General features: G+C 51.3%; 23 protein-coding genes. 1 reads left to right on the forward strand and 22 read right to left on the reverse strand.

All coding sequences use genetic code 11. From position 1 onward, the window contains the following. Nucleotides 1–74: 74 nt before the first annotated feature. The 17 genes from purF to leuC form a co-directional block, all read right to left on the reverse strand. Entirely contained in the window at nt 75–1,610 is a 1,536-nt protein-coding gene (gene purF, locus ACFQ1T_RS10885) for an amidophosphoribosyltransferase (protein ID WP_275355070.1), read from the reverse strand. A gap of 33 nt (nt 1,611–1,643) precedes the next feature. After that, nucleotides 1,644–2,162 carry a CvpA family protein gene (locus ACFQ1T_RS10890; RefSeq protein ID WP_338657551.1) on the reverse strand — a complete coding sequence of 173 codons (519 nt, stop codon included), beginning with the start codon at nt 2,160–2,162 and terminating at the stop codon, nt 1,644–1,646. Between the two features lie 6 nt (nt 2,163–2,168). Further along, nucleotides 2,169–2,948, reverse strand: coding sequence for an SPOR domain-containing protein (locus ACFQ1T_RS10895; protein WP_379076503.1), 780 nt, complete (start codon nt 2,946–2,948; stop codon nt 2,169–2,171). A 47-nt stretch (nt 2,949–2,995) separates the two neighbouring features. After that, nucleotides 2,996–4,291, reverse strand: a complete 1,296-nt coding sequence (gene folC, locus ACFQ1T_RS10900) for a bifunctional tetrahydrofolate synthase/dihydrofolate synthase (protein ID WP_379076506.1) — start codon at nt 4,289–4,291, stop codon at nt 2,996–2,998. Next, nucleotides 4,291–5,157 carry an acetyl-CoA carboxylase, carboxyltransferase subunit beta gene (accD, locus tag ACFQ1T_RS10905; protein WP_194746835.1) on the reverse strand — a complete coding sequence of 289 codons (867 nt, stop codon included), beginning with the start codon at nt 5,155–5,157 and terminating at the stop codon, nt 4,291–4,293. Before accD ends, folC begins: the two co-directional genes overlap by 1 nt. A gap of 50 nt (nt 5,158–5,207) precedes the next feature. Further along, on the reverse strand, nt 5,208–6,008 hold the full coding sequence (trpA, locus tag ACFQ1T_RS10910; RefSeq protein ID WP_379076510.1) for a tryptophan synthase subunit alpha: 801 nt from the start codon (nt 6,006–6,008) through the stop codon (nt 5,208–5,210). Nucleotides 6,009–6,087: 79 nt separating this feature from the next. Further along, the gene (gene trpB / locus ACFQ1T_RS10915) at nt 6,088–7,290 is read right to left on the reverse strand and encodes a tryptophan synthase subunit beta (protein WP_194746837.1); all 1,203 of its coding nucleotides are present in this window, start codon (nt 7,288–7,290) and stop codon (nt 6,088–6,090) included. Between the two features lie 22 nt (nt 7,291–7,312). Further along, nucleotides 7,313–7,960: a phosphoribosylanthranilate isomerase gene (locus tag ACFQ1T_RS10920; protein ID WP_194746838.1), complete on the reverse strand. Its 648-nt coding sequence runs from the start codon at nt 7,958–7,960 to the stop codon at nt 7,313–7,315. A gap of 16 nt (nt 7,961–7,976) precedes the next feature. Next, nucleotides 7,977–8,765: a tRNA pseudouridine(38-40) synthase TruA gene (truA, locus tag ACFQ1T_RS10925; protein ID WP_379076514.1), complete on the reverse strand. Its 789-nt coding sequence runs from the start codon at nt 8,763–8,765 to the stop codon at nt 7,977–7,979. A gap of 78 nt (nt 8,766–8,843) precedes the next feature. Further along, nucleotides 8,844–11,816 (reverse strand): FimV/HubP family polar landmark protein, encoded by a 2,973-nt coding sequence (locus ACFQ1T_RS10930; protein WP_379076517.1) that lies wholly within the window; start codon nt 11,814–11,816, stop codon nt 8,844–8,846. Nucleotides 11,817–12,025: 209 nt separating this feature from the next. Further along, nucleotides 12,026–13,138: an aspartate-semialdehyde dehydrogenase gene (asd, locus tag ACFQ1T_RS10935; protein WP_313989022.1), complete on the reverse strand. Its 1,113-nt coding sequence runs from the start codon at nt 13,136–13,138 to the stop codon at nt 12,026–12,028. A 63-nt stretch (nt 13,139–13,201) separates the two neighbouring features. After that, complete coding sequence (locus ACFQ1T_RS10940) at nt 13,202–13,324, reverse strand: entericidin A/B family lipoprotein (RefSeq protein ID WP_313989020.1); 123 nt, start codon at nt 13,322–13,324, stop codon at nt 13,202–13,204. A 34-nt stretch (nt 13,325–13,358) separates the two neighbouring features. Next, the gene (locus tag ACFQ1T_RS10945; protein ID WP_194746843.1) at nt 13,359–13,853 is read right to left on the reverse strand and encodes a YajQ family cyclic di-GMP-binding protein; all 495 of its coding nucleotides are present in this window, start codon (nt 13,851–13,853) and stop codon (nt 13,359–13,361) included. Between the two features lie 103 nt (nt 13,854–13,956). After that, nucleotides 13,957–14,268 carry a pyrimidine/purine nucleoside phosphorylase gene (gene ppnP / locus ACFQ1T_RS10950; RefSeq protein WP_379076520.1) on the reverse strand — a complete coding sequence of 104 codons (312 nt, stop codon included), beginning with the start codon at nt 14,266–14,268 and terminating at the stop codon, nt 13,957–13,959. 107 nt (nt 14,269–14,375) lie between these two features. Further along, nucleotides 14,376–15,440, reverse strand: a complete 1,065-nt coding sequence (gene leuB / locus ACFQ1T_RS10955; RefSeq protein WP_275356369.1) for a 3-isopropylmalate dehydrogenase — start codon at nt 15,438–15,440, stop codon at nt 14,376–14,378. A 177-nt stretch (nt 15,441–15,617) separates the two neighbouring features. Further along, a complete protein-coding gene (leuD, locus tag ACFQ1T_RS10960; RefSeq protein ID WP_194746846.1) occupies nt 15,618–16,256 on the reverse strand; it encodes a 3-isopropylmalate dehydratase small subunit in 639 nt (212 codons plus the stop codon). 12 nt (nt 16,257–16,268) lie between these two features. Continuing rightward, complete coding sequence (leuC, locus tag ACFQ1T_RS10965; protein ID WP_379076523.1) at nt 16,269–17,675, reverse strand: 3-isopropylmalate dehydratase large subunit; 1,407 nt, start codon at nt 17,673–17,675, stop codon at nt 16,269–16,271. 150 nt (nt 17,676–17,825) lie between these two features. Here leuC and ACFQ1T_RS10970 point away from each other — a divergent pair, with 150 nt between their 5' ends. Next, complete coding sequence (locus tag ACFQ1T_RS10970; protein ID WP_194746848.1) at nt 17,826–18,614, forward strand: helix-turn-helix transcriptional regulator; 789 nt, start codon at nt 17,826–17,828, stop codon at nt 18,612–18,614. A 22-nt stretch (nt 18,615–18,636) separates the two neighbouring features. Here the strand turns inward: ACFQ1T_RS10970 and cimA are convergent, their stop codons facing one another. The 5 genes from cimA to ACFQ1T_RS10995 form a co-directional block, all read right to left on the reverse strand. Next, nucleotides 18,637–20,217: a citramalate synthase gene (cimA, locus tag ACFQ1T_RS10975; RefSeq protein WP_379076527.1), complete on the reverse strand. Its 1,581-nt coding sequence runs from the start codon at nt 20,215–20,217 to the stop codon at nt 18,637–18,639. A 5-nt stretch (nt 20,218–20,222) separates the two neighbouring features. Then, a complete protein-coding gene (locus ACFQ1T_RS10980; protein ID WP_275355048.1) occupies nt 20,223–21,446 on the reverse strand; it encodes an argininosuccinate synthase in 1,224 nt (407 codons plus the stop codon). Between the two features lie 267 nt (nt 21,447–21,713). Then, on the reverse strand, nt 21,714–22,628 hold the full coding sequence (gene argF / locus ACFQ1T_RS10985; RefSeq protein WP_313989006.1) for an ornithine carbamoyltransferase: 915 nt from the start codon (nt 22,626–22,628) through the stop codon (nt 21,714–21,716). A 21-nt stretch (nt 22,629–22,649) separates the two neighbouring features. Next, the gene (locus ACFQ1T_RS10990) at nt 22,650–23,840 is read right to left on the reverse strand and encodes an aspartate aminotransferase family protein (RefSeq protein ID WP_313989003.1); all 1,191 of its coding nucleotides are present in this window, start codon (nt 23,838–23,840) and stop codon (nt 22,650–22,652) included. Between the two features lie 62 nt (nt 23,841–23,902). After that, nucleotides 23,903–24,394 (reverse strand): urate hydroxylase PuuD, encoded by a 492-nt coding sequence (locus tag ACFQ1T_RS10995; protein WP_379076532.1) that lies wholly within the window; start codon nt 24,392–24,394, stop codon nt 23,903–23,905. Nucleotides 24,395–24,839: the final 445 nt, after the last annotated feature.

Consider the following 24,839-nt stretch of genomic DNA (forward strand, 5'->3'; position numbering starts at 1 on the left):
TTGGCTTCGTTTAAAGTTCGCCACTCAAATCAGCGCAATTTCATTAAACGCCTTTTAAAGTAGGCTGTCAAGTCTTACTCGACGCCCACCAAATCCGTTGATAACAAGTTCAGATCCAGCTGGGTGGTTGAGTTTGGCGGCAACTGTTTTTTACTCATGTCACTGCGGGCAGACTCAATACGATTCAGATAAGCGGCGTCAATGTCGCCGGTCACGTATTTGCCATCAAAGCAACTGCAATCAAATTCAGTCATGTGCGGATTGGATTTGGTAATGCTTTCACGCAAGGCGTCCAGATCCTGGTAAATCAAGGCATCTGCACCGATTTCAGCGCAAATCTCTTCATCGGTACGGTTGGTTGCCAGCAATTCATGACGGCTGGGCATATCAATGCCATACACGTTAGGATAACGCACCGGTGGCGCAGCAGAGGCAAAGTAAACCTTGTTCGCACCGGCATCGCGCGCCATTTGCACGATTTGCTGTGAGGTGGTGCCACGCACAATTGAGTCGTCTACCAGCAAGACGTTTTTGCCTTTGAATTCAATCCCGATTGGATTCAACTTCTGGCGCACGGATTTCTTGCGCAAGGCCTGACCTGGCATGATGAAGGTACGGCCAATATAGCGGTTTTTAATAAAGCCCTCGCGATAATCCAGACCCAAGGCAATACCTAGTTGCAACGCACTTGGACGGCTGGTATCAGGAATCGGAATCACGACATCAATCTGCTTATCAGCCCATTCGCGTTTAATTTTTTCTGCCAGCAAGGTCCCCATGTCCAGACGGGTCTGGTAGACAGACACGCCATCAATCACAGAGTCCGGGCGAGCCAGATAGACATATTCAAAAATGCAGGAAGTCAGCTTGGCATTTTCGGCACATTGGCGGCTGCACAGGTTGCCATCCATATCAATAAACACGGCCTCACCAGGCTCAACATCACGCAGTAGCGTAAAGCCCAGTACATCCAGTGCCACGCTCTCGGAAGCCACAATATACTCGGTGCCTTTTTCTGTTTCCTGTTTGCCGATAACCAGCGGACGGATGCCATGCGGATCGCGGAACGCCAGCAGCCCGAAATTAGCAATCATGGCGACCACAGCGTAGGCACCTTTACAACGTCTGTGCACGCCTGCCACTGCATCAAACACCATATCACTGTTTAACAGGGCATTTTTTGAGGTGCTTTCAATTTCGTGTGCCAAGACATTCAACAACACTTCAGAGTCTGAATTGGTATTGATATGACGCAGATCTTGGCGGAACATTTCTGACTTCAACTGCTCTGAGTTAGTCAGGTTACCGTTGTGGCCCAACACGATGCCAAATGGTGAGTTGACATAAAAAGGCTGGGCTTCTGCCGCACTGGAGGAACCCGCAGTTGGATAACGGACATGCGCGATACCCACATTACCAACCAGATTGCGCATGTGGCGCGTATGAAAGACGTCTTTCACCAGGCCATTATTTTTATGCATATGGAAGGTATTGCCATCACAGGTCACGATGCCAGCGGCATCTTGACCACGGTGCTGTAAGACCAGCAATCCGTCATACAACAACTGATTCACCGGGTTCTTGCCTACAATACCGATAATTCCACACATAGTGACATCCTATCAAACACTTGAGATTACAAATTAAATCACTGACTCGTCGAGCTGTTGCTGGTCCAAATGCACATGCTTGGCAATACTAGATGGCATCCAGGGTAGCAATTTCAAGACCAGCACTTCAATTGGCGCGCTGAACATGGCATTTGACCAGCGCGGATCCTTTGGAAGTTCCGTCATGGCAGCCAACATCACCAGAATACAGACAATCAGCAGCCCCTTCAGCGCCCCAGCCGCACCGCCCAAAATACGGTTCATACCACCTAATCCGACCGCTTTAATCAACGTGGTCAACAACAGCGCCAGCAAGGTACAAACAAACAATACCAGTAAAAATACCAGTAAAAATGCGGCCATGGCCTTGATCGCCTCACCAGGAATCTGTTCTGGCATATAAGCGATCACCTGACTATTGAAGCGGTTGGCTAAATAAAAAGCCAATACCCATCCAAGCACAGAAAACAGCTCATGAATGGCACCACGCATGAGACCGACCAAAATCGAAAAACCAAGAATGCCTAATACTACATAATCAAATACTGTCATAAGTACTTATGACTTACTGGCGACGATACCGCTAAAACCTGCCGCTTCCAATTTTTTGAGGGTGGCTGCCGCTTCGTTACGTGTCGCATAAGTCCTTGTCCGCAGCCGCAGCTTCTGTCCAGCCACATCGACTTTCTCAGTGGCTGTTTCAAACCCTGCGTGCTTCAGCTTGACCTGAAGATTTTCAAGATTTTTTGGATCAGAAAAAACCCCAAACTGGACAAAAAACTTGCCTGCTTTTTTATCGGATTCTACAGCGGCTTCTTTAACCGCAGGTTTCACTGGCGCAACTTTGGGTTCAACTTTGGGTTCAACTTTGGGTTCAACTTTGGGTTCAACTTTGGGTTCAACTTTGGGTTCAACTTTGGGTTCAACTTTGGGTTCAACTTTGGGTTCAACTTTGGCAACGACAGGCTCGGCAGTCACAACAGGCGCCGCTTCGACTTTCGCAGGCTTTGGTGTTTCTGCTGCAACTGGGGTAGACCCTGCGGACTCGGTCGCGACGGGTTTTACAACTTGAGTGGGAGGGGGTTCATTGCCTGCAGGCGCGGCTTCATTATCAAGCACAACTTCATCTTCTGGCAGCTCTAAAATCGGTTCCCGGGTCGCCTGGCGGTTTACCACAGTGATTTCGACATTTTCCTGGCTGGTATCCACGACTCTATCCTTGAGCACGAACGGCAGGATAATTAGCATCAGAATTACCAGGGTGACCGCACCCACTAACCGCCTGCGGGCAGTTTTCTTGAGCAACAGCTCATTTTCAGTCAAAGCATCTCTCGCCATAATGTGTTGAAGTTCTCACTCAGCAGATTTCAAGTGCAGGACGCTCTCTAGCAGCCCCACTGATCAGGCGTTAATTCAAGGATTGCGGCCACGGTAAAAAAGGAACCGAATACGATAATTTTATCATTTTTCGCTGCTTTCTTATAGGCGCTTCGCAAGGCATCAGGCAACGCGGCATATGTATGCAGCCGATCAGGCGCAACCTGATGGGCCAGATATGTGTTTAACTCGTGAATATCTGCCGCGCGCGGATGCGCAATCTGGGCAATATGCCATTCGTCAAAGACATCATGCAGGATATCGACAACACTGGCGATGTCTTTGTCAGACAACATGGAAAACACCGCGATGACGCGTCCACCACCGGTACTAAGCTGCTGGAGATTATCACGCAAGGCACGCGCAGCATGTGGATTATGGGCGACATCCAGAATAATGTCGGGGGAGCGTTGCCAATACTGAAAACGTCCTGTCACTTCGGTGTCTATTAGCGCCTGTAACATGACCGAAGAAGTTACTGGCAACTTTGATTGCAATGCACGTACGGCAAAAATTACATTGGCGGCATTATTCCATTGGTAGCGGCCATACAAACGCAAACTGGCAATATCCAACACGCCGAACGCATCTTCATAATGCGCGACGTGTGACTCGCGGATGTCTATCTGGTAGTCACTACCGTAGCGGTATAGCTTAACGCCCAATTGCTCTGCATAGGCAAGCAAGGACAGCGGCGGTTCGGCGTCGCCGCAGATAGCAATTTGCTGAGCCCGGTAGATGCCAGCCTTCTCGCGGCCAATCAATTCACGCGTATCCCCTAGATACTCCATATGGTCCAGGTCTACATTGGTGACAATGGCACAGGCGGCATCGACGATATTCACGGCATCCAGGCGTCCGCCCAAGCCGACTTCCAGCACCACGACATCCAACGCCTGTTGTTCAAACGCCCATAAGGCCGCCAGCGTCCCCATTTCAAAATAGGTGAGTGTGATATCGCCCCGCGCCTGCTCGACGGCGGAAAAGGCCTGGCATAAGCGATCATCGGCAATGACCTGCCCGTTAAAGCGCACGCGCTCCTGATAGTGCACAAGGTGTGGGGAAGTATAGCAGCCGACCTGATAACCGGCCGCAGTATAAATGTGCTCCAGCATGGCACAGGTCGAGCCTTTGCCGTTGGTGCCACCCACCGTAATGACGGTGAATGGGAAAGTGAGCTGTAATCGCTGCGCAACGGCTTGCACCCTGCCCAAGCCCATCTCAATAGACTTGGGATGCAATGACTCAATATAACCGAGCCAATCCTCAACCGTTTGCGGATGCTCGGGTATCACAGTGGACATCAGGCAGCTTTGGCAATGTTCAACAAGCTGGATAACACCTGGCTTAATTTGCCACGCATTTCACGACGGTCGACGATCATGTCAATCGCACCATGCGTCAGCAAAAATTCTGCACGCTGAAAGCCCTCTGGTAAGGTTTCACGTACTGTTTGTTCGATCACACGCGGGCCTGCAAAGCCGATCAAGGCATTCGGTTCGGCGATAATCACATCCCCGAGCATGGCAAAACTGGCAGAAACCCCACCCATGGTCGGATCAGTCAATACCGACACGTAAGGCAAGCCTGCTTCGGACAACTTGGTCAATGCCGCACTGGTTTTGGCCATTTGCATTAATGAGAGCAAGCCCTCTTGCATGCGCGCACCGCCACTGGCAGAGATACAGATAAAGGCACATTTCTGCTCGATGGCTGCTTGTACCCCACGCACAAAACGCTCACCAACGACTGAGCCCATAGAGCCGCCCATGAATTTAAATTCAAACACGGCAGCAACGACAGGCACGCCTTCAATCGTTCCGCGCATCACAATCAGTGCATCTTTTTCTTTGACATCACGCTGGGCAGCCTTCATCCGCTCGGCGTAGGTTTTACTATCCTTAAACTTGAGTGCGTCCACGGGCGTGACATCGGCACCAATTTCAACGCGTCCCGCTTCATCCAGCAAGACGTTCAAACGATCACGCGCACCCAGACGATGATGATGCCCACATTGCGGACAAACCTCCAAGTTCGCGTCCAGATCGGTCCGGTATAACACGGTCTGGCAGGCATCACATTTATGCCATAAGCCCTCGGGCACGTTACGCTTCTGTACCGAGCCTACCGCACGTTTAATCTTTTGTGGAATCTTGTCTAACCAACTCATAACTTCTCCTACTGATAGATGACGATCTCTGAATACCTGTTCATCACAGCTTAAACAGAGTCAATCGCAGTACGTAATTCTTTTACCAAGGCTTGTACATTTGACTGCAAGTTAGCCGCATCGGATTGTTCAATCGCCAACACCATTCGGCTACCGACAACCACCGCATCGGCAATCGCGGCCACTTCGCGCGCGGTGGCCGCATCTTTCACACCAAAGCCTACGCCTATGGGCAAACTTGTCTGCTGACGAATTTCAGCCACGCGTTTTTTCACTTCCGTGATATCCAGGTTGGCCGCCCCTGTCACGCCCTTCAGCGAAACGTAGTAAAGAAATCCAGTCGCCTGTTTCACAATCAGCTCGGTACGTGAAGGCTCTGTCGTCGGAGACAACAGGAAAATGCTGTCTATCTCTGCAGTTGCGAGCGTTTGATTGAACGTATCACACTCTTCAGGCGGATAATCCACAGTCAACACGCCATCGACACCTGAGGCTTGAGCCAATGTAACAAATTCTGCAGCGCCCATGGCTTCAATGGGGTTAGCGTAACCCATCAGGATAATCGGCGTCTGCTGATTGGTTTCCCTGAAGGTCTTCACCATGCCCAGCACTTTACGCAAGCCCATTTTGTGCACCAACGCGCGCTCACTGGCACGCTGAATGACGGGGCCATCGGCCATCGGATCAGAAAAAGGGACGCCAAGCTCGATCATGTCTGCGCCAGCAGCAACCATCGCATGCATTAAAGGCACGGTCTGATCGGGGTGCGGGTCACCTGCTGTGATATAGGGGATCAATGCTTTTTTGTTTTGCGACTTGAGCGAGGCAAAAACCGATTGAATACGGGACATAAGAATCTGTGTTTTTAAGGGTTCAGAAAATGAAAGATGCACATGCACCAGAGAGGTCTTTCTCCCTGGCTGCTGCGCATCACAATGTAATATTGGCCAAGCTTGCGACGGTGTTGATATCTTTGTCGCCGCGTCCAGACAAGTTCACTAACACAACCTGATCTGGTGACATGGTCTTGGCTAACTTTTCAGCATAAGCCAAGGCATGACTGGACTCCAGCGCGGGGATAATGCCTTCGGTACGGCACAAGTTATGGAAGGCAGCCATGGCTTCATCATCCGTAATGGCCACATACTCGGCGCGCTTGATGTCTTTCAACCAGGCATGCTCAGGACCCACACCGGGATAATCCAGGCCGGCAGAAATCGAATGCGTTTCTATGATGTTGCCGTCTTCATCCTGCATCAGATAGGTACGGTTGCCATGTAAGACACCGATTGGGCTGTTAGCGGTCAAAGGTGCGGCATGCTGGCCAGTGGTCAAGCCATGACCACCCGCCTCTACGCCAATCAGGCGTACGCCTTCTACATCAATATAGGGATAGAAGATCCCCATCGCGTTGGAACCACCACCAACACAGGCCACCACAGCATCGGGCTGGCGACCCAGCATTTCCTGCATCTGCTGTTTGGCCTCCACGCCGATCACGGCCTGAAAGTCCCTGACCATCATCGGGTAAGGATGTGGGCCGGCAACGGTACCAATGATGTAAAACGTATCCGAGATATTGGTCACCCAGTCACGCATGGCTTCGTTTAAGGCATCTTTGAGCGTTTTTGAGCCACTTTCAACCGGCACAACGGTCGCTCCCAGCAGCTTCATGCGGAACACGTTAGGCGCCTGGCGCTTCACATCTTCCGAGCCCATATAGACCACACACTCCAGACCCAAACGGGCCGCAATCGTAGCTGTTGCCACGCCGTGTTGACCGGCCCCGGTTTCGGCAATCACGCGTGGCTTACCCATGCGTTTAGCCAACAATGCTTGACCTATCGTGTTATTGATTTTGTGCGCACCCGTGTGATTCAGGTCTTCGCGCTTGAGGTAAATTTGAGCGCCACCGACTTTGTCGGACAAACGCTTGGCATGGTAAATCGGGCTGGGGCGACCGACGAAATGCTTGAGATCATAAGCAAACTCAGCCAGAAATTCAGGGTCGTGACGGTATTTTTCATACATCAGGCGCAGTTCTTCCAACGCCTCGACCAAGGTTTCAGCTACAAAAACCCCACCAAAAGGACCAAAATGGCCACGCGCATCTGGCATATCATAGACTTGCATGTATTACTCCGTATCTATCTCGTTACTCAAACCGCCCATTATGTACAGCATCTGCCTGCACGACCTGCCGCATGAATGCAGCTATTTTTTGTGGGGACTTTATCCCTTTTTGTACTTCCACCCCACCGCTAATATCCACGGCATAGGGCTGAACCTGCTCAACAGCTTGCGCCACATTCTCTACTTGCAATCCGCCAGCGAGAATCAAGGGCTTTTGCATCTGCAACGGGATCAGTGACCAGTCGAAGGCTTCGCCGGTTCCGCCCACGGCCTTTTCAGAATAGGTATCCAGTAGCAAAGCGGTCGCAGAAGCAAAATCAGACTCGCATTGTATCAAATTTACCCCTGGTTTGACGCGGATTGCCTTGTAATATGGCAGATTAAATTGTGCGCAATCCTGCGCAGACTCATCGCCATGAAACTGCAAACAATCCAGACCGGTCGTGGCAATCACCTGGCGCACCTCGTCGGCTGGCGCATTGACAAACAATCCCACTTTGCTGACAAATGGAGGCAACGCAGCCACAATTGCCCTTGCCTGCTCAGCGCTCACCGCACGCGGACTGGGCGCGTAAAATACAAACCCCAACGCATCTGCGCCAGCAGCGATCGCCGCCAGCGCATCTTCTAACCGGGTAATCCCGCAAATCTTAACTCTGGTTCTTCTCATGTTGTTCAGTCAGGTTTCAATCCGTGTTGAATGCATCCCAATCGGCACTACATGGCGGCAATTGCCAGGCGGCCTCATATTGAACGCCGGTAAAATACAGACCATCGGGCATGAAGGTGGGCGGAGCAAGCCGTCTATCCCGCTGTTGCAGCAGCTCGGCAAACGCTGAGACATCCAGCTTCCCTTGTCCAACATAGACCAATGCGCCGACCATATTGCGGATTTGATGCTGCAAAAAGGCATTGGCCTGAAAGTGAAAAATCAGATAACGCCCCTGCGCCTTAAGCGCTGCCTGAGAGAGGGTGCGCACCGGGCTACTGGCCTGACACTCACTGGCCCTAAACGCACTGAAATCATGCTCGCCAAGCAGGGTTTGCATGGCCTGCTGCATGGCGGCAACCGCCAGTGGCCTATGATACCAGCCTACTCTTCCATGCTGACTCGCAGGCGCAACCGGGTGGTTGTATAGCACATACTGATAACTGCGTGCCCTTGCACTAAACCTGGCATGAAAATCATCTGCGACTTCGCTTGCCCACAATACACGTACCCAGGGTGGTAAATGTGCATTACTGCCACGCACCCAGGCATTCAATGGTCTGACAATTGAAGTCTCAAAGTGGGCCACTTGCATCAATGCATGCACCCCGCTATCCGTCCGTCCCGCCGCATGCAAACGCACCTGTTCGCCTGCAACCAGCGCAATTGCGCGCTCTAATGCATCCTGTACCCCGGCACCATTGGGCTGACTTTGCCAGCCCTGAAAGTGAGCGCCATGATATTCTATGCCAATCGCAATTTTCATGGCGCTTAGTATAAGGGCTGAGTGCGATAACGCCTAATCAAGGCATACAAAAAACAAGGCCGGAAACCCGGCCTTTGATTATGCAATTTTCTCGAGTAACTCGCTGGCGCGTTGCCGCTGACGCTCACCACCTTCTGCCATCACCTCTTCGATCAACTCCCTGGCACCAATGACATCTTCCATATCAATATAGGCTTGAATCAAATCCAGCTTGGTGTTGACCTCTTCAGGCTCGTCGACCGGATCTTCGGCTGGCGTAGGCACTGCTTCGCTCACATCCAGGGAAATCTCAGGAAACTCAGCTTCAGGAGCAGCAGCCTCTGGCGCAACTGGCTCATTCAATGAGGCCACCGGAGCTTCCATATCCAGATCGTCCAAAGACAAGTCCTCAGGATCATTTCCGGCTGCATCGTTAGGCCCACCCAATTCCAGAGAGAGCTCCGGCAGTGACTCGAATACAGCGTCTTCATTGGACAATGCCGGCTCGCCACTGACTGAATTAGCAGGCGCGGCAAATGGCGCCGCAGCCTGTTCAGCATCATCCAGATTGAGTGATGGCAAATCCAGTGATTTTGGGGTCAACTCAGCCTCGGCACTGGCGACCTGCAGCGCAGGTTCAGTAGCGGCGGCCTCATTTACAGAATCTGCCACATCTTCAAGCCCAGTGCTGTTGAGAGCTGACACTTCCGGTTCAGCTGCAGCACGCTCGGGCGCGGTGAATGACAACGGCTCATCCTCGAGCGTTAGTGCTGTTGCGCCAGGCTCTGTAAGCGTTTCTTTGGCAACATCAGTTTCAGCCAACCCAGTTGGCTCAAAAACCAATGGCTCGTCCTCCGCTTGTTGGCTCATACCAATGGCAGCCTCAGCCTCATTTTTCTCAGTTTCGGCGACCTCATTATTCTGAGACGTCTCAACAGGCTCGCTTGAAGCCGAGACCGCTGCATTTGCAGACTCAAACTCTAAAGCGGGAGCCTCAAAATTGAAATGGTAGCCTTCTTCATTTTGGGCGGGAGCAGAGGGTTCAGTTGCAATGGCAGCATTGGCATTGCTATCCTCCGGTGCGCTGACGGGCTCTGCACTGACCTGATACAGGCTGTTTTCAGGGTCCAGCTTCTGTCCCATGGCCGTCACTTTTGCCCAGGTACTGTCAGCTGGCCCCAGCTTGGCATAAAGATCACTGGCCAACGACTCAAATGCGCCTTTATTCGCGCTTGCCTGATAAATTTCCAGCAGTTTAAGTTTGAGCTCATGGCGGTCAGGATCTTTTTGAATGGCATCTTTGAGGATTTCTTCGGCCTGCGCATCGCGGCCATAGGCCATATACACCTCAGCCTCGGCAATCGGATCAACATCATGAGAGTCAATCATGCCGCCTACCCCACTCTGCGAGAAGTCGGTCAGAAATGAAGTGTCGCCCGAAGCAGCCGCTTGTGTATCCCCGAACACTGTATTGTTTTGCATTTCAGTGGCCGGCGAGGTCACAATCACGTCTTCAAAGTTATCAATCTGCTTTTTACGACGAATACGGATCACAGCCCAAATGCAAAGCAAGATAGGCAATCCAATCAAGGCAAATGGCAAGACAGGGTTAATTGACTTCAGACGCTCAAGCAACACGTGCATAAATGAGGGTTGGGTGGTCGCAACTTCAGGCGCAGGCTCAACCGGTGGTGCCGCTGGCTTGTTTTCTGCAACAGTGCTGGGTGACTCGGTTTTAGCCGGCTCAGTTTTCTCACCAGCGGCCTTATCTGCTTCTGCTTTAGCCGGGGCAGAGGTTGTAGATTCTGACTTGGCTGGTTCAGGCTTAACTGGCTCGGTAGCCGTTTTATTCTGTTCAGCGTTGGATGCAGACGCTGCCTGCGCAGCATTTTTTTCAGCCTGTGCCATGGCATTGCTTTTCATTTCCACGAGCTTTTTCATGTCGGCCACTTGTTTCTCAAGCGCTGCAGCACGTGCTTGCTCTTCTTTGATCGCATTCGCTTTGGCGGTCGCGTCCTCTTGTGCAGCAGTCGCGGAGGCCTTACTGTTGGCCTTGTCAGTCAACGAAGTCGATTTTTCGTCACCTGCCGAAAGCTTTAACACATCCTTGGCTGGCTTGGACTGTGGCAATGGTTTGTCACCCGCACTGCCAATCTTGCCTGCAGATTGTTGAGTGTTGCCACCGGTCTGGGCAGGCGCACTTTCCTTAACCACTTTGCCCAGCGTATTTTTATAAGCTAGCCAGTTGGCCGTATGCTCAGCCACCACTTGCTGCGCTTGCTTGCGACTCAGACGCTCCAGGCTTGCCTGGTCAGGCAGGCGAATGATTTTACCTACCTTGAGACGGTTCATGTTTTTACCGTCAAAAGCGTCCTGATTGGATTGATAAAGCGCAGCCAGCATTTGATCCATGCTGACATTTTCTGGCTTCATCTGGCGCGCGATGGCATATAGCGTATCACCACGCTCTGTCGTCAACGCTTGCGCCTCAGAGGCAGTGTCTTGAGCCGGTGATTTAGGCTCGACTTTTTTGACCGCTAGCTTGGCTGCAGTCGGAGCCTTCGCACTCTTAGTTTCTGCAGGACGGCTCTCAGCGGCCACGGCTGGCGCAGGTTGGGCTTCTGACTGTTTCACCGTGGGCGTCGCCGCAGCTTCGGCAGCATAATTAGAGTTAAAACCGGGCGGGTCTAACAGTAAGGTGTACTCTTTTACCAGGCGACCGGTCGGCCAGTCTACCTGGATCAGCATGTCCAGGAAGGCTTCTGTAATCGGTTGTGTACTGCTCAACTTGAGGATAGGAAGACCTTTTGTATTATTGCCAACCTCAATTTTGATGAATGGATAAGCCGCAGGCTTTTCCAGCATTTGATCCTGATATACCTGCTCACTGGCAAGCGCAGCTTGAATGCTGCTCAACTCTGCAGGCGTGACGGCCAACAGCTCGATTTCAGCATTGAGTGGTTCCCCCAGTTTTGAGCTGGACGTGATGGTACCCAATCCGGCAGCATGCGCTGACATGGCAGCACCCAGACTCAAGGCAAAGGCTATTTTTTTTAATTGAATTTTACGCACCGATTCACCCTTTTTTCATTCATGGCTTTTGTCAAAATAGCATCATTCAGACAGCCACGCAAGCGCGTGCAGACGGCTTGCAGGCAATAAATACACTGTTTTTAGTGTCTCGCATCCATTAAACACTAGCCCCAAAAAAGCAAAAGCCCGAAAAGACTATGATTTCATTGATAAATCATAGCTTTACGGGCTGCTACTTCACAAACTACTTAAGCTTCTACCAAAATTCTTAACATGCGTCGCAATGGCTCGGCTGCCCCCCACAATAACTGGTCGCCGACTGTAAACGCGGACAGATATTCGCCACCCATTGCCAGTTTGCGCAAACGCCCCACCGGCGTGGTCAACGTGCCGGTAATCGCCGCTGGCGTTAACTCACGCATACTCACTTCGCGTTCGTTGGGAATCACCTTTGCCCAGGGGTTGGCTTCCGCCAGCATCTGGTTGATCTCATCGAGCGGCACATCTTTGCGCAGTTTGAGCGTCAAAGCCTGTGAATGGCAACGCATGGCGCCAATACGCACACACAAACCATCAATCACAATCGGATTTGCCGAGCGCCCCAGAATCTTGTTGGTCTCAACGCCCCCCTTCCACTCTTCCTTGCTTTGACCATTGCCCAAATCCTTGTCTATCCAGGGGATCAGGCTACCGGCAAGCGGCACGCCAAAGTTGGATTGCGGTAGCGCTTCACTGCGGATGGTATCGGCCACCTGTTTGTCGATATCCAGAATCGCAGAAGCAGGATCGGCCAGCAAGTCAGCCACAGAGGCATTGACCACGCCCATTTGCGTAATCAATTCACGCATATTTTGTGCACCGGCACCAGACGCAGCCTGGTAGGTCATGGACGTTGCCCACTCAACCAGATCGGCCTTGAACAAGCCATTGAGCGCCATCAGCATCAACGAAACCGTACAATTGCCACCTATCCAGTTGTTTCCGCCATTCGCGAGCGCATCTTTAATGACATGCATATTGACCGGATCAAGAATAATCACGGCATCATCTTCCATACGCAAGGTCGAGGCAGCATCAATCCAGTGACCGTTCCAGCCCGCAGCGCGCAATTGCGGGAACACTTCACTGGTGTAATCGCCGCCCTGGCAGGTGACAATCACCTCCATCTGCTTCAATACGTCTATATTTTTCGCATCTTTAAGCGCGGGAGATGCTTTACCCACATTGGGTGCTGCACCGCCTGCTTGCGAGGTGGTGAAAAACTGCGGTTCGATATCCGCAAAATCATTTTCCTGACGCATGCGTTGCATCAGCACAGAACCCACCATGCCACGCCAGCCTACAAACCCTACCTTCAACATATTCAACCTTTATTGTTAACCGCACAGCCGTGCGGATAAACGCAGATAATTTTGATTCAACCCTTATTTGGTTGACTTTTGCACGGCTTCGCCAGCCTTTTCCAGATCCTTGCCCATGCCGTCAATGGTATTGCAAGCGGCCAAGGTCAATGCAGTGATCACACCCAAAATTAACGTTTTAAACATCATCCTCTCCTCAAATGACCAATGCTGACCGTCATCAGTCTCTAAAGTTACCAAATTTCAACGGAAAATCAGTAATACTCTTTTTCACAAACGCAATCGCCTCTTGCAAGACGTCTCGCTTCGCCCCATTCACGCGCACGGTGTCGCCCTGAATGGTGGCCTGGACTTTCATGCCACTGTCTTTAATCAGCTTGGTGATTTTTTTGGCCAGGTCGCTATCAATGCCATCACGCACAATCAACTCCTGCTTGACCTTGTTACCAGACACCTTTTGCACATCCTTGTGCTCCAGTCGCTTGGAAGACTCTGGCTCTTTTTTTTCCATGGCTGGCAGCAAAATATCCTTCACTTGATCCAGCTGAAAATCATTGTCCCCAAACAAAGTGATCACTTTGTCTTTCTCGTTAAACTCGATGTTGGCCGAAGTACCTTTAAAGTCATAGCGATTGGTAATCTGCTTGCTGGCAGCATCAATCGAATTCTTCAAATTAACCATATCGACTTCGGATGTAATATCAAAGCTAGGCATTTTTTTAAAACCTCACAAGCGATGGCAGGACAAGGCGGAAGCGCGCAGGCAGTACATTGAGTACGACCAGCGCGACCAACGCAGTCATGCCGAGCAATCGCAATTATTCGAAGTGGCAGACGTAGTCTACGGTCTCTACTGTTTCAATCTCAAAACTGGAATTACCCGGTACCGTGAATTTCTCACCGCCCTTGTAGGTGGTCCAGTTTTCCTCGCCTTTCACGCGTACCTTGCAAACACCATCGTTGATTTCCATCAACTCCGGGGAGCCTGTATTAAAGGTCAATGTACTCGGAAAAATTACGCCTACGGTACACCGCGTGCCATTCGGGAACAGCACGGTGTGACTCACACATTTGCCATCAAAATAGACATTAGCTTTCTTTTTTACACTGACATTATCAAATTGCGCCATTTTTAAATTCCTTTTTAATTTCAATACGCTGCAAAACAAGCAAAGGACTATATCACAGCTAAATCTGCGCGAGCGTGATGAAATTACATCCGCCCGCGCAACCCGTGTTACATGGCCGCTACGATTTGGTCGCCCATCTCGGAGCATGACACGCGCTTGGTGCCTTCTTCATAGATGTCGCCGGTACGGTAGCCCGCTGCCAGGACCTTTTTCACAGCATTTTCAATGCGGGTGGCGGCAGCCTCATTATCGAAGCTGTAGCGCAACATCATGGCCGCAGACAAAATGGTGGCAATCGGGTTAGCCAGGTTCTTGCCGGCGATATCCGGTGCAGAACCGTGTGATGGCTCATACAGGCCTTTTTTGCTCTCGTTCAAGGATGCAGAAGCCAGCATACCAATTGAACCAGTCAGCATGGAGGCCTCATCAGACAGGATGTCACCAAAAATGTTACCGGTTACCATCACGTCAAACTGTTTCGGGTTGCGAATCAGCTGCATGGCGGCATTGTCCACATACATATGGCTCAACTCGACTTCCGGGTATTCTTTCGCTACATCGATCACGATTTCTTTCCAGAACTCGGTGGTTTCCAGCACATTGGCCTTGTCTACTGAACACAGTTTTTTCTGGCGTTTCATCGCGATCTGAAAAGCGACGTGCGCAATACGGCGGACTTCTGGCTCACTGTAAATCATGGTATTAAAACCTTCGCGCACGCCCTGCTCGTTGGTGCGCATGCCGCGTGGCTGACCAAAATAGACGTCACCGGTCAGTTCACGCACAATCATGATATCCAGACCAGCCACCACTTCAGGTTTTAGCGTAGAAGCGTTAGCCAACTCTGGGAACAGCACCGCTGGACGCAAGTTGGCAAACAGACCCAAGTCTTTACGAATCGCCAGCAAACCGCGCTCTGGACGCAATGGACGGTCCAGGGTGTCATACTGTGGGCCGCCTACCGCGCCCAACAAAACAGCATCCGCTTCACGGCAAACTTTTTGCGTAAACTCTGGATAGGGATGACCGAACTGGTCATACGCCTGACCACCCAACGGTGCCTCGGTGAAGGTCATTTCCAGACCTTCTTTGTGCAACACATCCAGTACGCGCAAGGCTTGTTTAATAATTTCCGGGCCGATGCCATCGCCTGGCAACACTGCAATATTCAATGCCATTATTTTTTCCTAACTATATATACAATCTCAATAAAAACGATGAAAAACCGTCGCGAGCTATGGAGTGGCTAGGCGCTCGGAGCGCAGAAACCTGAATGTATATTGAATACATGAGGATTTCGAGCACCGCGCAACAACGCCAGTTCATTGTGTCGCAGATGAATTACGTTTTTATGCGAACAACCAGGGTTGTGCAGCCTTATGTTTCTCTTCAAACGTTTTGATTTCATCTGCATGCTGCAAGGTCAGGCCGATCTCATCCAGGCCATTGAGCAAATTGTGCTTGCGTGTCGGTGTAATCTCAAAGCTGAATGACTGGCCAGAAGGCGTGGTCACTGTTTGCGCTACCAGATCGACATTCAGCGTATACCCTTCATTGGCAAAGCATTCTTTGAACAACTGATCTACCTGCTCGGCAGCAGCCACGATGGGCAAAATACCGTTTTTATAGCAGTTATTAAAGAAAATATCGGCAAAGCTGGGCGCAATAATGACGCGGAAGCCTTGGTCTTCAATCGCCCATGGCGCATGCTCACGTGAAGAACCGCAGCCAAAGTTGTCACGCGCAAGCAGGACTTGTGCACCTTGGTAACGCGGCTGGTTCAAGACAAAATCCGGGTTTAATGGACGCGTACTGCAATCCATACCAGGCTCGCCATAGTTGGTATAGCGCCACTCGTCAAACAAATACGGGCCAAAGCCAGACCGTTTGATTGATTTTAAGAACTGCTTGGGAATAATCGCGTCAGTGTCCACGTTGGCTCGATCCAGCGGACAAACCAGCCCATTCAAGGTAGTAAATGCTTTCATAATGTTCTCCTCTTAGGCGCTACGCACGTCAACAAAATGACCGGCAATCGCAGCAGCTGCCGCCATTTCAGGGCTGACCAAATGCGTACGTCCGCCCGGACCCTGACGGCCTTCAAAGTTACGGTTAGAGGTTGAAGCGCAACGCTCACCAGGGCTCAAGCGGTCTGAGTTCATGGCCAGACACATGGAGCAGCCAGGCTCACGCCACTCAAAACCAGCCTCAATAAAAATCTTGTCCAAGCCTTCAGCTTCGGCCTGACGTTTCACCTGACCAGAGCCCGGCACCACCATCGCCAGCTTGATATTGCTGGCCACTTTTTTACCTTTGGCCACACTGGCAGCGGCACGCAAGTCCTCAATACGCGAATTGGTGCAGGAACCAATAAAGATTTTATCGAGCTGAATTTGCTCAATCGGGGTATTGGCAGTCAAGCCCATGTATTTGAGCGCGTTTTCAATACTGGTGCGTTTGGTTGCATCGGCTTCCTGGGCAGGATCCGGCACAGTGGAGCCGATGGGCAGCACTTGCTCAGGCGAGGTCCCCCAGGTCACTTGCGGGGCAATGTCTGCACCGTTCAATGTGACGATGGTATCAAACTCGGCATCGGCGTCGGATTTGAGGGTACTCCAGTAAGCGACAGCCTGCGCCCAATGCTCGCCCTTAGGCGCATGCAGGCGACCTTCAAGGTAAGCCGATGTTTTCTCATCCGGGGCCACCAGGCCCGCACGTGCGCCGGCTTCAATCGCCATGTTACACAGTGTCATGCGCCCTTCCATGGACAAGCCACGGATCACTTCTCCGCCAAACTCAATCGCGTAACCCGTACCACCAGCGGTACCGATTTTGCCGATAATCGCCAGCGCCACGTCTTTGGCCGTCACGCCTTTGCCCAATTGGCCATCGACCTTCACCAGCATGCGCTTGGATTTTTTCGCGACCAGGGTTTGTGTAGCCAAGACATGCTCAACCTCTGAGGTACCGATGCCGTGCGCCAACGCGCCAAAGGCGCCATGAGTTGAGGTATGGCTATCGCCACAGACCACGGTCATACCAGGCAAGGTCGTGCCATTTTCAGGCCCAATCACATGAATAATGCCTTGGTCTTTGTTTTTAAAAGGAAAATACACCAAGGCACCAAACTCTTTGATGTTGTTATCCAGCGTTTCCACCTGCAAACGGGACACTGGATCTTCAATGCCTTTGTCCCAGTCTTTGGTCGGTGTATTGTGGTCAGGGTTAGCCACAATGCTGGAATTACGCCATGGTTTACGCCCGGCCAGACGCAAGCCTTCAAAAGCCTGTGGGCTGGTCACTTCATGCACCAGATGGCGGTCAATGTAAATCAGACAGGTGCCGTCTGCTTCTTCACGCACCACATGCGAATCCCATAATTTGTCGTACAGCGTTTTACCTGCCATGACAGTTCCTTTCAAACCACACAAAATAAATAACCTGCGCAGAATACCTAAGTTTCAATACCCTTACAAGAATATGATTTATACTAGTATTGAAACTACCACTTTAAACAGCCGCTGCACACGCAAGCAATTGATGCTCAATAGGAAAAGATGGATTCAAGACGCCAGGAACTCGCAGAATTTTTACAAGCCATGCGCCAGCGTGGCAGCCCGGAAGCCTTTGGTTTTCCGTCAGGCGTTCGCCGTCGCACCCAAGGGCTACGACGCGAAGAAGTGGCTCAATTGGCAGGGATCAGCGCTACCTGGTACACCTGGATCGAGCAAGCGCGCGAAGTCAATGTGTCGGCCGAAGCCCTGGACCGCCTGGCCAATGCGCTCAAACTGAGCAAATCTGAACGTAGCTATCTGTTTGACATGGCAGACCGCCGTGACCCGCATGCCCACCAGAACCAAGTTGATACGGCGCCGGAAACCCTGGTGACCATGCTGAAACACATCCAGATTCCGGCGTATATCATGGGCCGCACCTGGGACATGTTGGCCTGGAATACCGCAGCAAGTGATTTATTTAGTGGACTGCTGGATATTGAGTGGCCTGCTGGCGAACACCCTAACCTGCTACGCTTTGTGTTTGCGCATCCGGCGGCAAAACAGTTTGTAGTGAACTGGGACATGCGCGCGCGCAGACTGGTGGCAGAATTCAGAGCGGACAGCCGCACACGGCTGGAAGAGCCTGAAATCAAGAAACTCATCGACGAACTGAGCAATGCCAGTGCAGAGTTTGCAGCGTTCTGGAAACAGCATGATGTGCTGGAAAGGCAAGGTGGACAGCGCGCCTTTCAACACCCGACGCAAGGCTTGATTCAATATCAGCAGGTGACGCTACGTCCGGTAGAACAGGAACACCTTAAACTGGTGTTGCTGCAACCTGCTGACTAATCAGCGTTCGGGTTTGCTGCGCTTATGGGCTTGTCCGCGATTGCGACAACTTGTATTCAATCGCATCCTTCAAGGCCAGCCAGGATGCCTGGATGATGTCAGAAGAAACACCGATGGTGGTCCAGTTGCTTTGCTGATCGGTAGACTCAATCAACACGCGCACCTTCGCTGCCGTGGCCAGGTTGGAGTCCAGCACCCGCACTTTGTAATCGACCAGCTTGATTTCATTGATGGCCGGATAAAACGGCTGCAGCGCCTTGCGCATGGCCTTGTCCAGGGCGTTCACGGGACCATCGCCCTGAGCGGTTGCGCTGGTTTCCTGGCCATTCACGCTGATGTGTATCGTCACCGAGGAATTCAGCCCATCCGCGGACGGTTCGTAAATATTGACATGGTATTGCTTGAGGCTGAAAAACGGCTTGAACTTGCCCAGTAACTTCTGCATCAGCAAGTCAAACGAGCTCTCGGCATTTTCAAACTGATATCCCTCATGCTCCAGTGCTTTCAGTTGCTCCAGGATATTCACTGCCGCTTGAGACTCTTTGGTCAGGCTAGGATCAATTTGTTGCAACTTGCGCAAAATCGCCCCGCGCCCCGCGACTTCAGAGACCAGAATATGTCTCTCATTGCCAACCATGCCAGGGTTGATGTGCTCATAAGATTTCGGATTCTTATTCACTGCATCAATATGCATGCCGCCCTTGTGTGCAAAGGCATCCTGCCCGACATAAGGCGCCTTGTCGTTAAACGCAACATTGGCGACTTCACTGACAAAGCGTGCGGCGGCCGTCAACCCGGATAATTGCGACTCTGAAATACAGGCCAAACCCAGTTTTAGCTGCACATTAGGGATAATCGACACCAGGTTGGCGTTACCACAGCGCTCACCGATACCGTTGATGGTGCCTTGCACCTGCATGGCGCCAGCCTGCACAGCAGCCACCGAGTTGGCGACCGCCATTTCACAGTCGTTATGGCAATGAATGCCAATCTGCACTGCAGGGAAACGGTTCACCACTGTTTGCGTGATGCTGAATACCTCGTTCGGGAAAGTGCCGCCATTGGTATCACATAAGGCCAACACATCCGCCCCAGCGTCTACCGCGGCTTGCAATGTCTGCATGGCATAGTCGGCATTGGCTTGATAGCCATCGTAAAAATGCTCGGCGTCAAACACCACCTCTTTGCCTTGCGCCTTGAGGTAGGCAATGGTATCGGCAATCATGGCCAGGTTTTCGTCTAGCGTCGTACGCAGAATGTCAGTGACCTGGTAATCCCAACTCTTGCCAAAAATGGCCACCGCCGTTGTGTTGGCTGATAACAGTGACTGCAAATTTTTGTCTTCTGCTGCGGTAATGCCAATGCGGCGTGTACTGCCAAACGCAATAATTTTGGCATGCTGCAGATGGAGCTCGCCGACGCGGGCAAAAAACTCGAGGTCTTTCGGGTTAGAGCCAGGATTACCGGCCTCAATGTAGCCGATGCCCAACTGGTCCAGACGCTGAACCACCTTGAGTTTATCCTCAACCGAAAAAGACACTCCCTGCGCTTGCGCGCCATCGCGCAAGGTAGAGTCGTAGGCAATGACGCGTCGATGAGCCATAAGAATTATTTTTTACGGCTGTGCAAGTTGGCTGCAATACGCATGCGCAAAGCATTCAACTTGATAAACCCGCCGGCATCTTTCTGGTCGTAAGCGCCTTTGTCATCCTCAAACGTCGCAATGGTCGAGTCAAACAACGAATCAGTTTTGCTGTCACGGCCAACCACAATCACGTTGCCTTTGTACAACTTCACGCGCACCCAGCCATTCACCGTCGCCTGGGTATGGTCGATCAAAGTTTGCAAGGCAACACGCTCTGGGCTCCACCAATAGCCGTTATAGATCAGGCTGGCGTAACGTGGCATCAAATCATCCTTCAAGTGCGCCACTTCGCGGTCCAGCGTAATGCTTTCAATCGCACGGTGCGCTTTCAGAATAATGGTGCCGCCTGGAGTTTCGTAGCAACCACGGGACTTCATGCCTACATAGCGGTTTTCCACGAGGTCCAGACGACCCACACCATGTTTGCCACCCAAGCGGTTCAGCTCAGCCAGAATCTCGTGTGCTTTCATGGATTTGCCATTAAGCGCAACGATGTCACCCTGTTTGAACTCAAGGTCCAGATACTCGGCCGCGTCTGGGGCTTTTTCAGGGGATACGGTCCAGCGCCACATGTCTTCCTCGGCTTCCGCTGCCGGGTCTTCCAGGTGGCGGCCTTCGTAGGAAATATGCAACAGGTTGGCATCCATTGAATAAGGGCTGCCCCCTTGCTTGTGCTTCATCTCAACCGGGATGCCATGTTTTTCGGCATAGGCCAGCAGTTTTTCACGGGACAGAAGATCCCATTCACGCCATGGGGCGATTATTTTGATGTTGGGATTCAAGGCATAGGCACCCAGCTCAAAACGCACCTGGTCGTTACCCTTGCCGGTGGCACCATGCGAAATAGCATCCGCTTTGGTTTCGTTGGCAATTTCAATCAGGCGCTTGGCAATCAGCGGACGCGCAATCGAGGTCCCAAGCAAATATTCACCTTCGTAAACGGTGTTGGCACGGAACATCGGGAACACAAAGTCACGCACAAACTCTTCACGCAGGTCATCAATATAGATTTCGTTTACGCCAAATTTTTTGGCTTTTTCGCGCGCGGGCTCCAGCTCTTCACCCTGACCAAGGTCGGCAGTAAAGGTGACCACCTCACATTGATAAGTGTCCTGCAACCATTTCAGAATCACGGAAGTGTCCAGGCCGCCAGAATAGGCCAATACGGCTTTTTTAATATCGCTCATTGAAGTTGTATTTCCATAAAAAATATTTTTACCTCACAGCTAACGAGATAAAGAGAAAATCTGTAAAAGCGCTTTTTCTCTGCGACCTCTCTGTTCTCTGTGGCTAACACATGCTTTTGGCGTCACGTTTACTGTCACGCCTGTCTGACACGCTTAATTTCAACTTCGTGTCAGAGTGAACCTATAAAAAACAATTTTTTGCCACAGAGATCACAGAGGGCAAGGAGAAAACCACCTTGAAACACTCTGGGTCTCAGTGGTGAAAAATCAAACTTTGCCCAACAACAAATATTCCATCAGCGCTTTTTGCGTGTGCAGTCTGTTCTCGGCTTCGTCCCAGACCACGCTCTGCGCGCCATCAATGACCTCGGCCGAAACTTCTTCACCACGGTGCGCAGGCAAGCAGTGCATAAACACGGCATCGGCTTTTGCGACCTTCATCATGTCAGCGTCGACTTGCCAATCGGCAAAGTCTTTGCGGCGCTCTTCGTTTTCGGCCTCAAAGCCCATGCTGGTCCAGACATCGGTCGTGACCAGATCCGCGCCGAGAGCTGCCTCCATCGGGTCAGCAAATGACTCAAAATGATCCGTGCCATACAAGTTAGCGCGCTCTGGTTCGACTTCATAGCCAGGCGGGGTCGACACATGCACATTAAAGTCCAGCACTTCTGCCGCCTGCAACCAGGTGTTACAGACGTTATTGCTGTCGCCAATCCAGGCCACGGTTTTACCCTGGATTGAGCCTCTGTGCTCGATAAAGGTAAAAATATCCGCCAGGATCTGGCATGGGTGATATTCGTTGGTTAGGCCATTGATCACCGGCACGCGCGAGTTTTGCGCAAAACGCTCAATGATGCTTTGCTCAAACGTGCGGATCATAACGATGTCGCTCATGCGCGAAATCACCTGTGCCGCGTCTTCAACCGGCTCGCCACGCCCCAGTTGCGAATCACGGGTGTTGAGATAGATGGCTGATCCGCCCAGTTGCTGCATGCCGGCCTCAAAAGACAAGCGGGTACGCGTACTGGCTTTTTCAAAAATCATGACCAGCGTGCGATCGACCAGCGGCCAGTATTGTTTGTAATCTTTAAATTGCGATTTAATCCATTTGGCACGGGTAAAGATGTGCTCTATCTCGTCGCGTGTCAGGTCATTAAATTGCAAAAAATGTTTAATACTCATGATGTGTAGACGCTTGCGTAATCAAGCATTTGCCTTTAAGAAATTTAAAATCAGGGGCGTTAACCTGCTTACCAACTCATCTGCTTCCTGCTTATTCATGATCAGCGGTGGTAACAAACGAATCACTTTTTCTGAGGTGACGTTAATCAATAGTTTTGCTGCCAACGCCTGCTTGACCAGCTCGGCACATGGTTTGTCCAGCTCAATCCCGATCATCATGCCGGCATTGCGTACATTGACGACTCCGGCTTCGCCTTTGAGCGCAAGCGTAAACTGTTCGCGAATATAGTCGCCAACCGTCTGTGCGTTTTCACGTAATTGTTCTTCGGCAATGATATTTAATGTGGCCAGACCAGCAGCCGTGGCCAGCGGGTTCCCGCCAAAGGTTGACCCATGCTTACCAGGCGTAAAGGTTTCTGCGGCCACGCCACGCGCGACACAAGCCCCAATCGGCACGCCTGAACCCAGGCCTTTGGCCAATGTCATCACGTCCGGCAGGATGCCACTATGCTGAAAAGCAAACCAGGTGCCGGTTCTGGCAATGCCTGACTGGACTTCATCCAGCATCAGCAACCAGCCATTGGCATCGCACAGCGCACGCAAGCCTTGCAAATAGGCTTTCAAACTGGCTGGAATATGAATCCCGCCCTCGCCTTGCACTGGCTCAACCAGAATAGCCACCACATTGTTTTTATGGGCTGCAATTGCTTTGACGGCTTCGATGTCATCAAAAGGCACGCGGACAAACCCACTTACCAAGGGCTCAAAACCGGCTTGCACCTTACGGTTACCGGTCGCTGACAAAGTAGCCATGGTCCTGCCATGAAAGCTTTGATCCATGACGATGATTTCAGGATGGTCTATGCCTTTGTTGTGTCCGTACAAACGCGCCAATTTAATCGCGGCCTCATTGGCTTCACAGCCTGAGTTACAGAAAAATACGCGATCCATACCAGACAACTCAGCCACTTTGTCGGCCAACGCTGCTTGTTCTGCAATCTGGTAGATATTGGAGACATGGATCAGTTTGGCGATTTGTGCATTGAGCGCCGCTACAAATTTGGGATGGGTATGCCCCAAACCATTCACCGCCACGCCAGACAGCGCATCCAGATAGCGATCACCGGCAGTGTCTGTGAGCCAGACGCCCTCACCTTTAACAAAGGTCACTGGCTGTCTGCCATAGGTGTTCATTAAATGTTCCGAATGCATTTCAAACCCTTTTTCAAAAAACAAAAACGGCGGCTTAAGCCGCCGTAAACGTCTTAAACCCGCTAAAACCCTAATACGGCTCGATGACTCAACCCATTGGCCATAAAAAACAGCATGGGTAAAGAAAGCATCAAGTTCGTGCGTGAGGCGAACATGGCAACACGTCTTGCATTGTTTTTCGCCTGTTCATCCGCAGCCACCATGCCAAGTATTTTTTTCTGATTGGGCCAAATCAGCACCCAAACATTAAACAGCATAATGGTCCCCAGCCAGGCACCAACACCAATCAATTCAAACCCGCCTCGCAAGGCGAACGCATCGGTAAAATGTGGGCCCAACAATGCCGCACCCGCCAACCAAGTCACCACAGCAGACCAACGAAACCACAGCAAGGCACGTGGCGCGATATGTTTGTTAATACCCGCAGCCGTACCGTTTGCAGCGGCCGCTTTCAAGCCTGCCATTTGCACCAGATTAAAATAATAAAGCAGGCCCACCCAGGTAATGCCTGCCAATACATGAAACCATCTTGCGAGTGCCGGAACCAGCTCCATCGTATCAGCCTCCTGCAACCACAAAATTTTTGAGGAAAAAAACCAGCGCCAGCGTGAGCAACACACCAGAGAGAACGGATCCTGCAACAGATTCCAACGGATTTTTCATATACACCCCAACCCTTTTGTGTTTTTAAGCCTGATCGGACTAGATCCGCATGGTGGCTATGCCGGCTAGCCACTCGCAAACATTTTCATGCGCCTAAATTTAGGTGTCTCAAGAGCATAACGACTGCAATGAGACAACACCAAATCGGAAATTCAGATCAACGACCCAGTAAATCTTGTTCCAGTCAAATCCGGTTGAAGATAAACCTAAGCCAGGCTTGATTTTTTTGTGGTTTTGAACCTTTTTAATTTCATCCTTAAGCTTACCGTAAAAGCAATTTATTGACAAGTTAGCCCCAGGCTTATTGGCATGCGTCACGAAAGCATCAAGTTTAGA

The sequence above is a fragment of the Methylophilus glucosoxydans genome (assembly GCF_042676145.1).
In the GTDB taxonomy this organism is placed as follows: domain Bacteria; phylum Pseudomonadota; class Gammaproteobacteria; order Burkholderiales; family Methylophilaceae; genus Methylophilus; species Methylophilus glucosoxydans.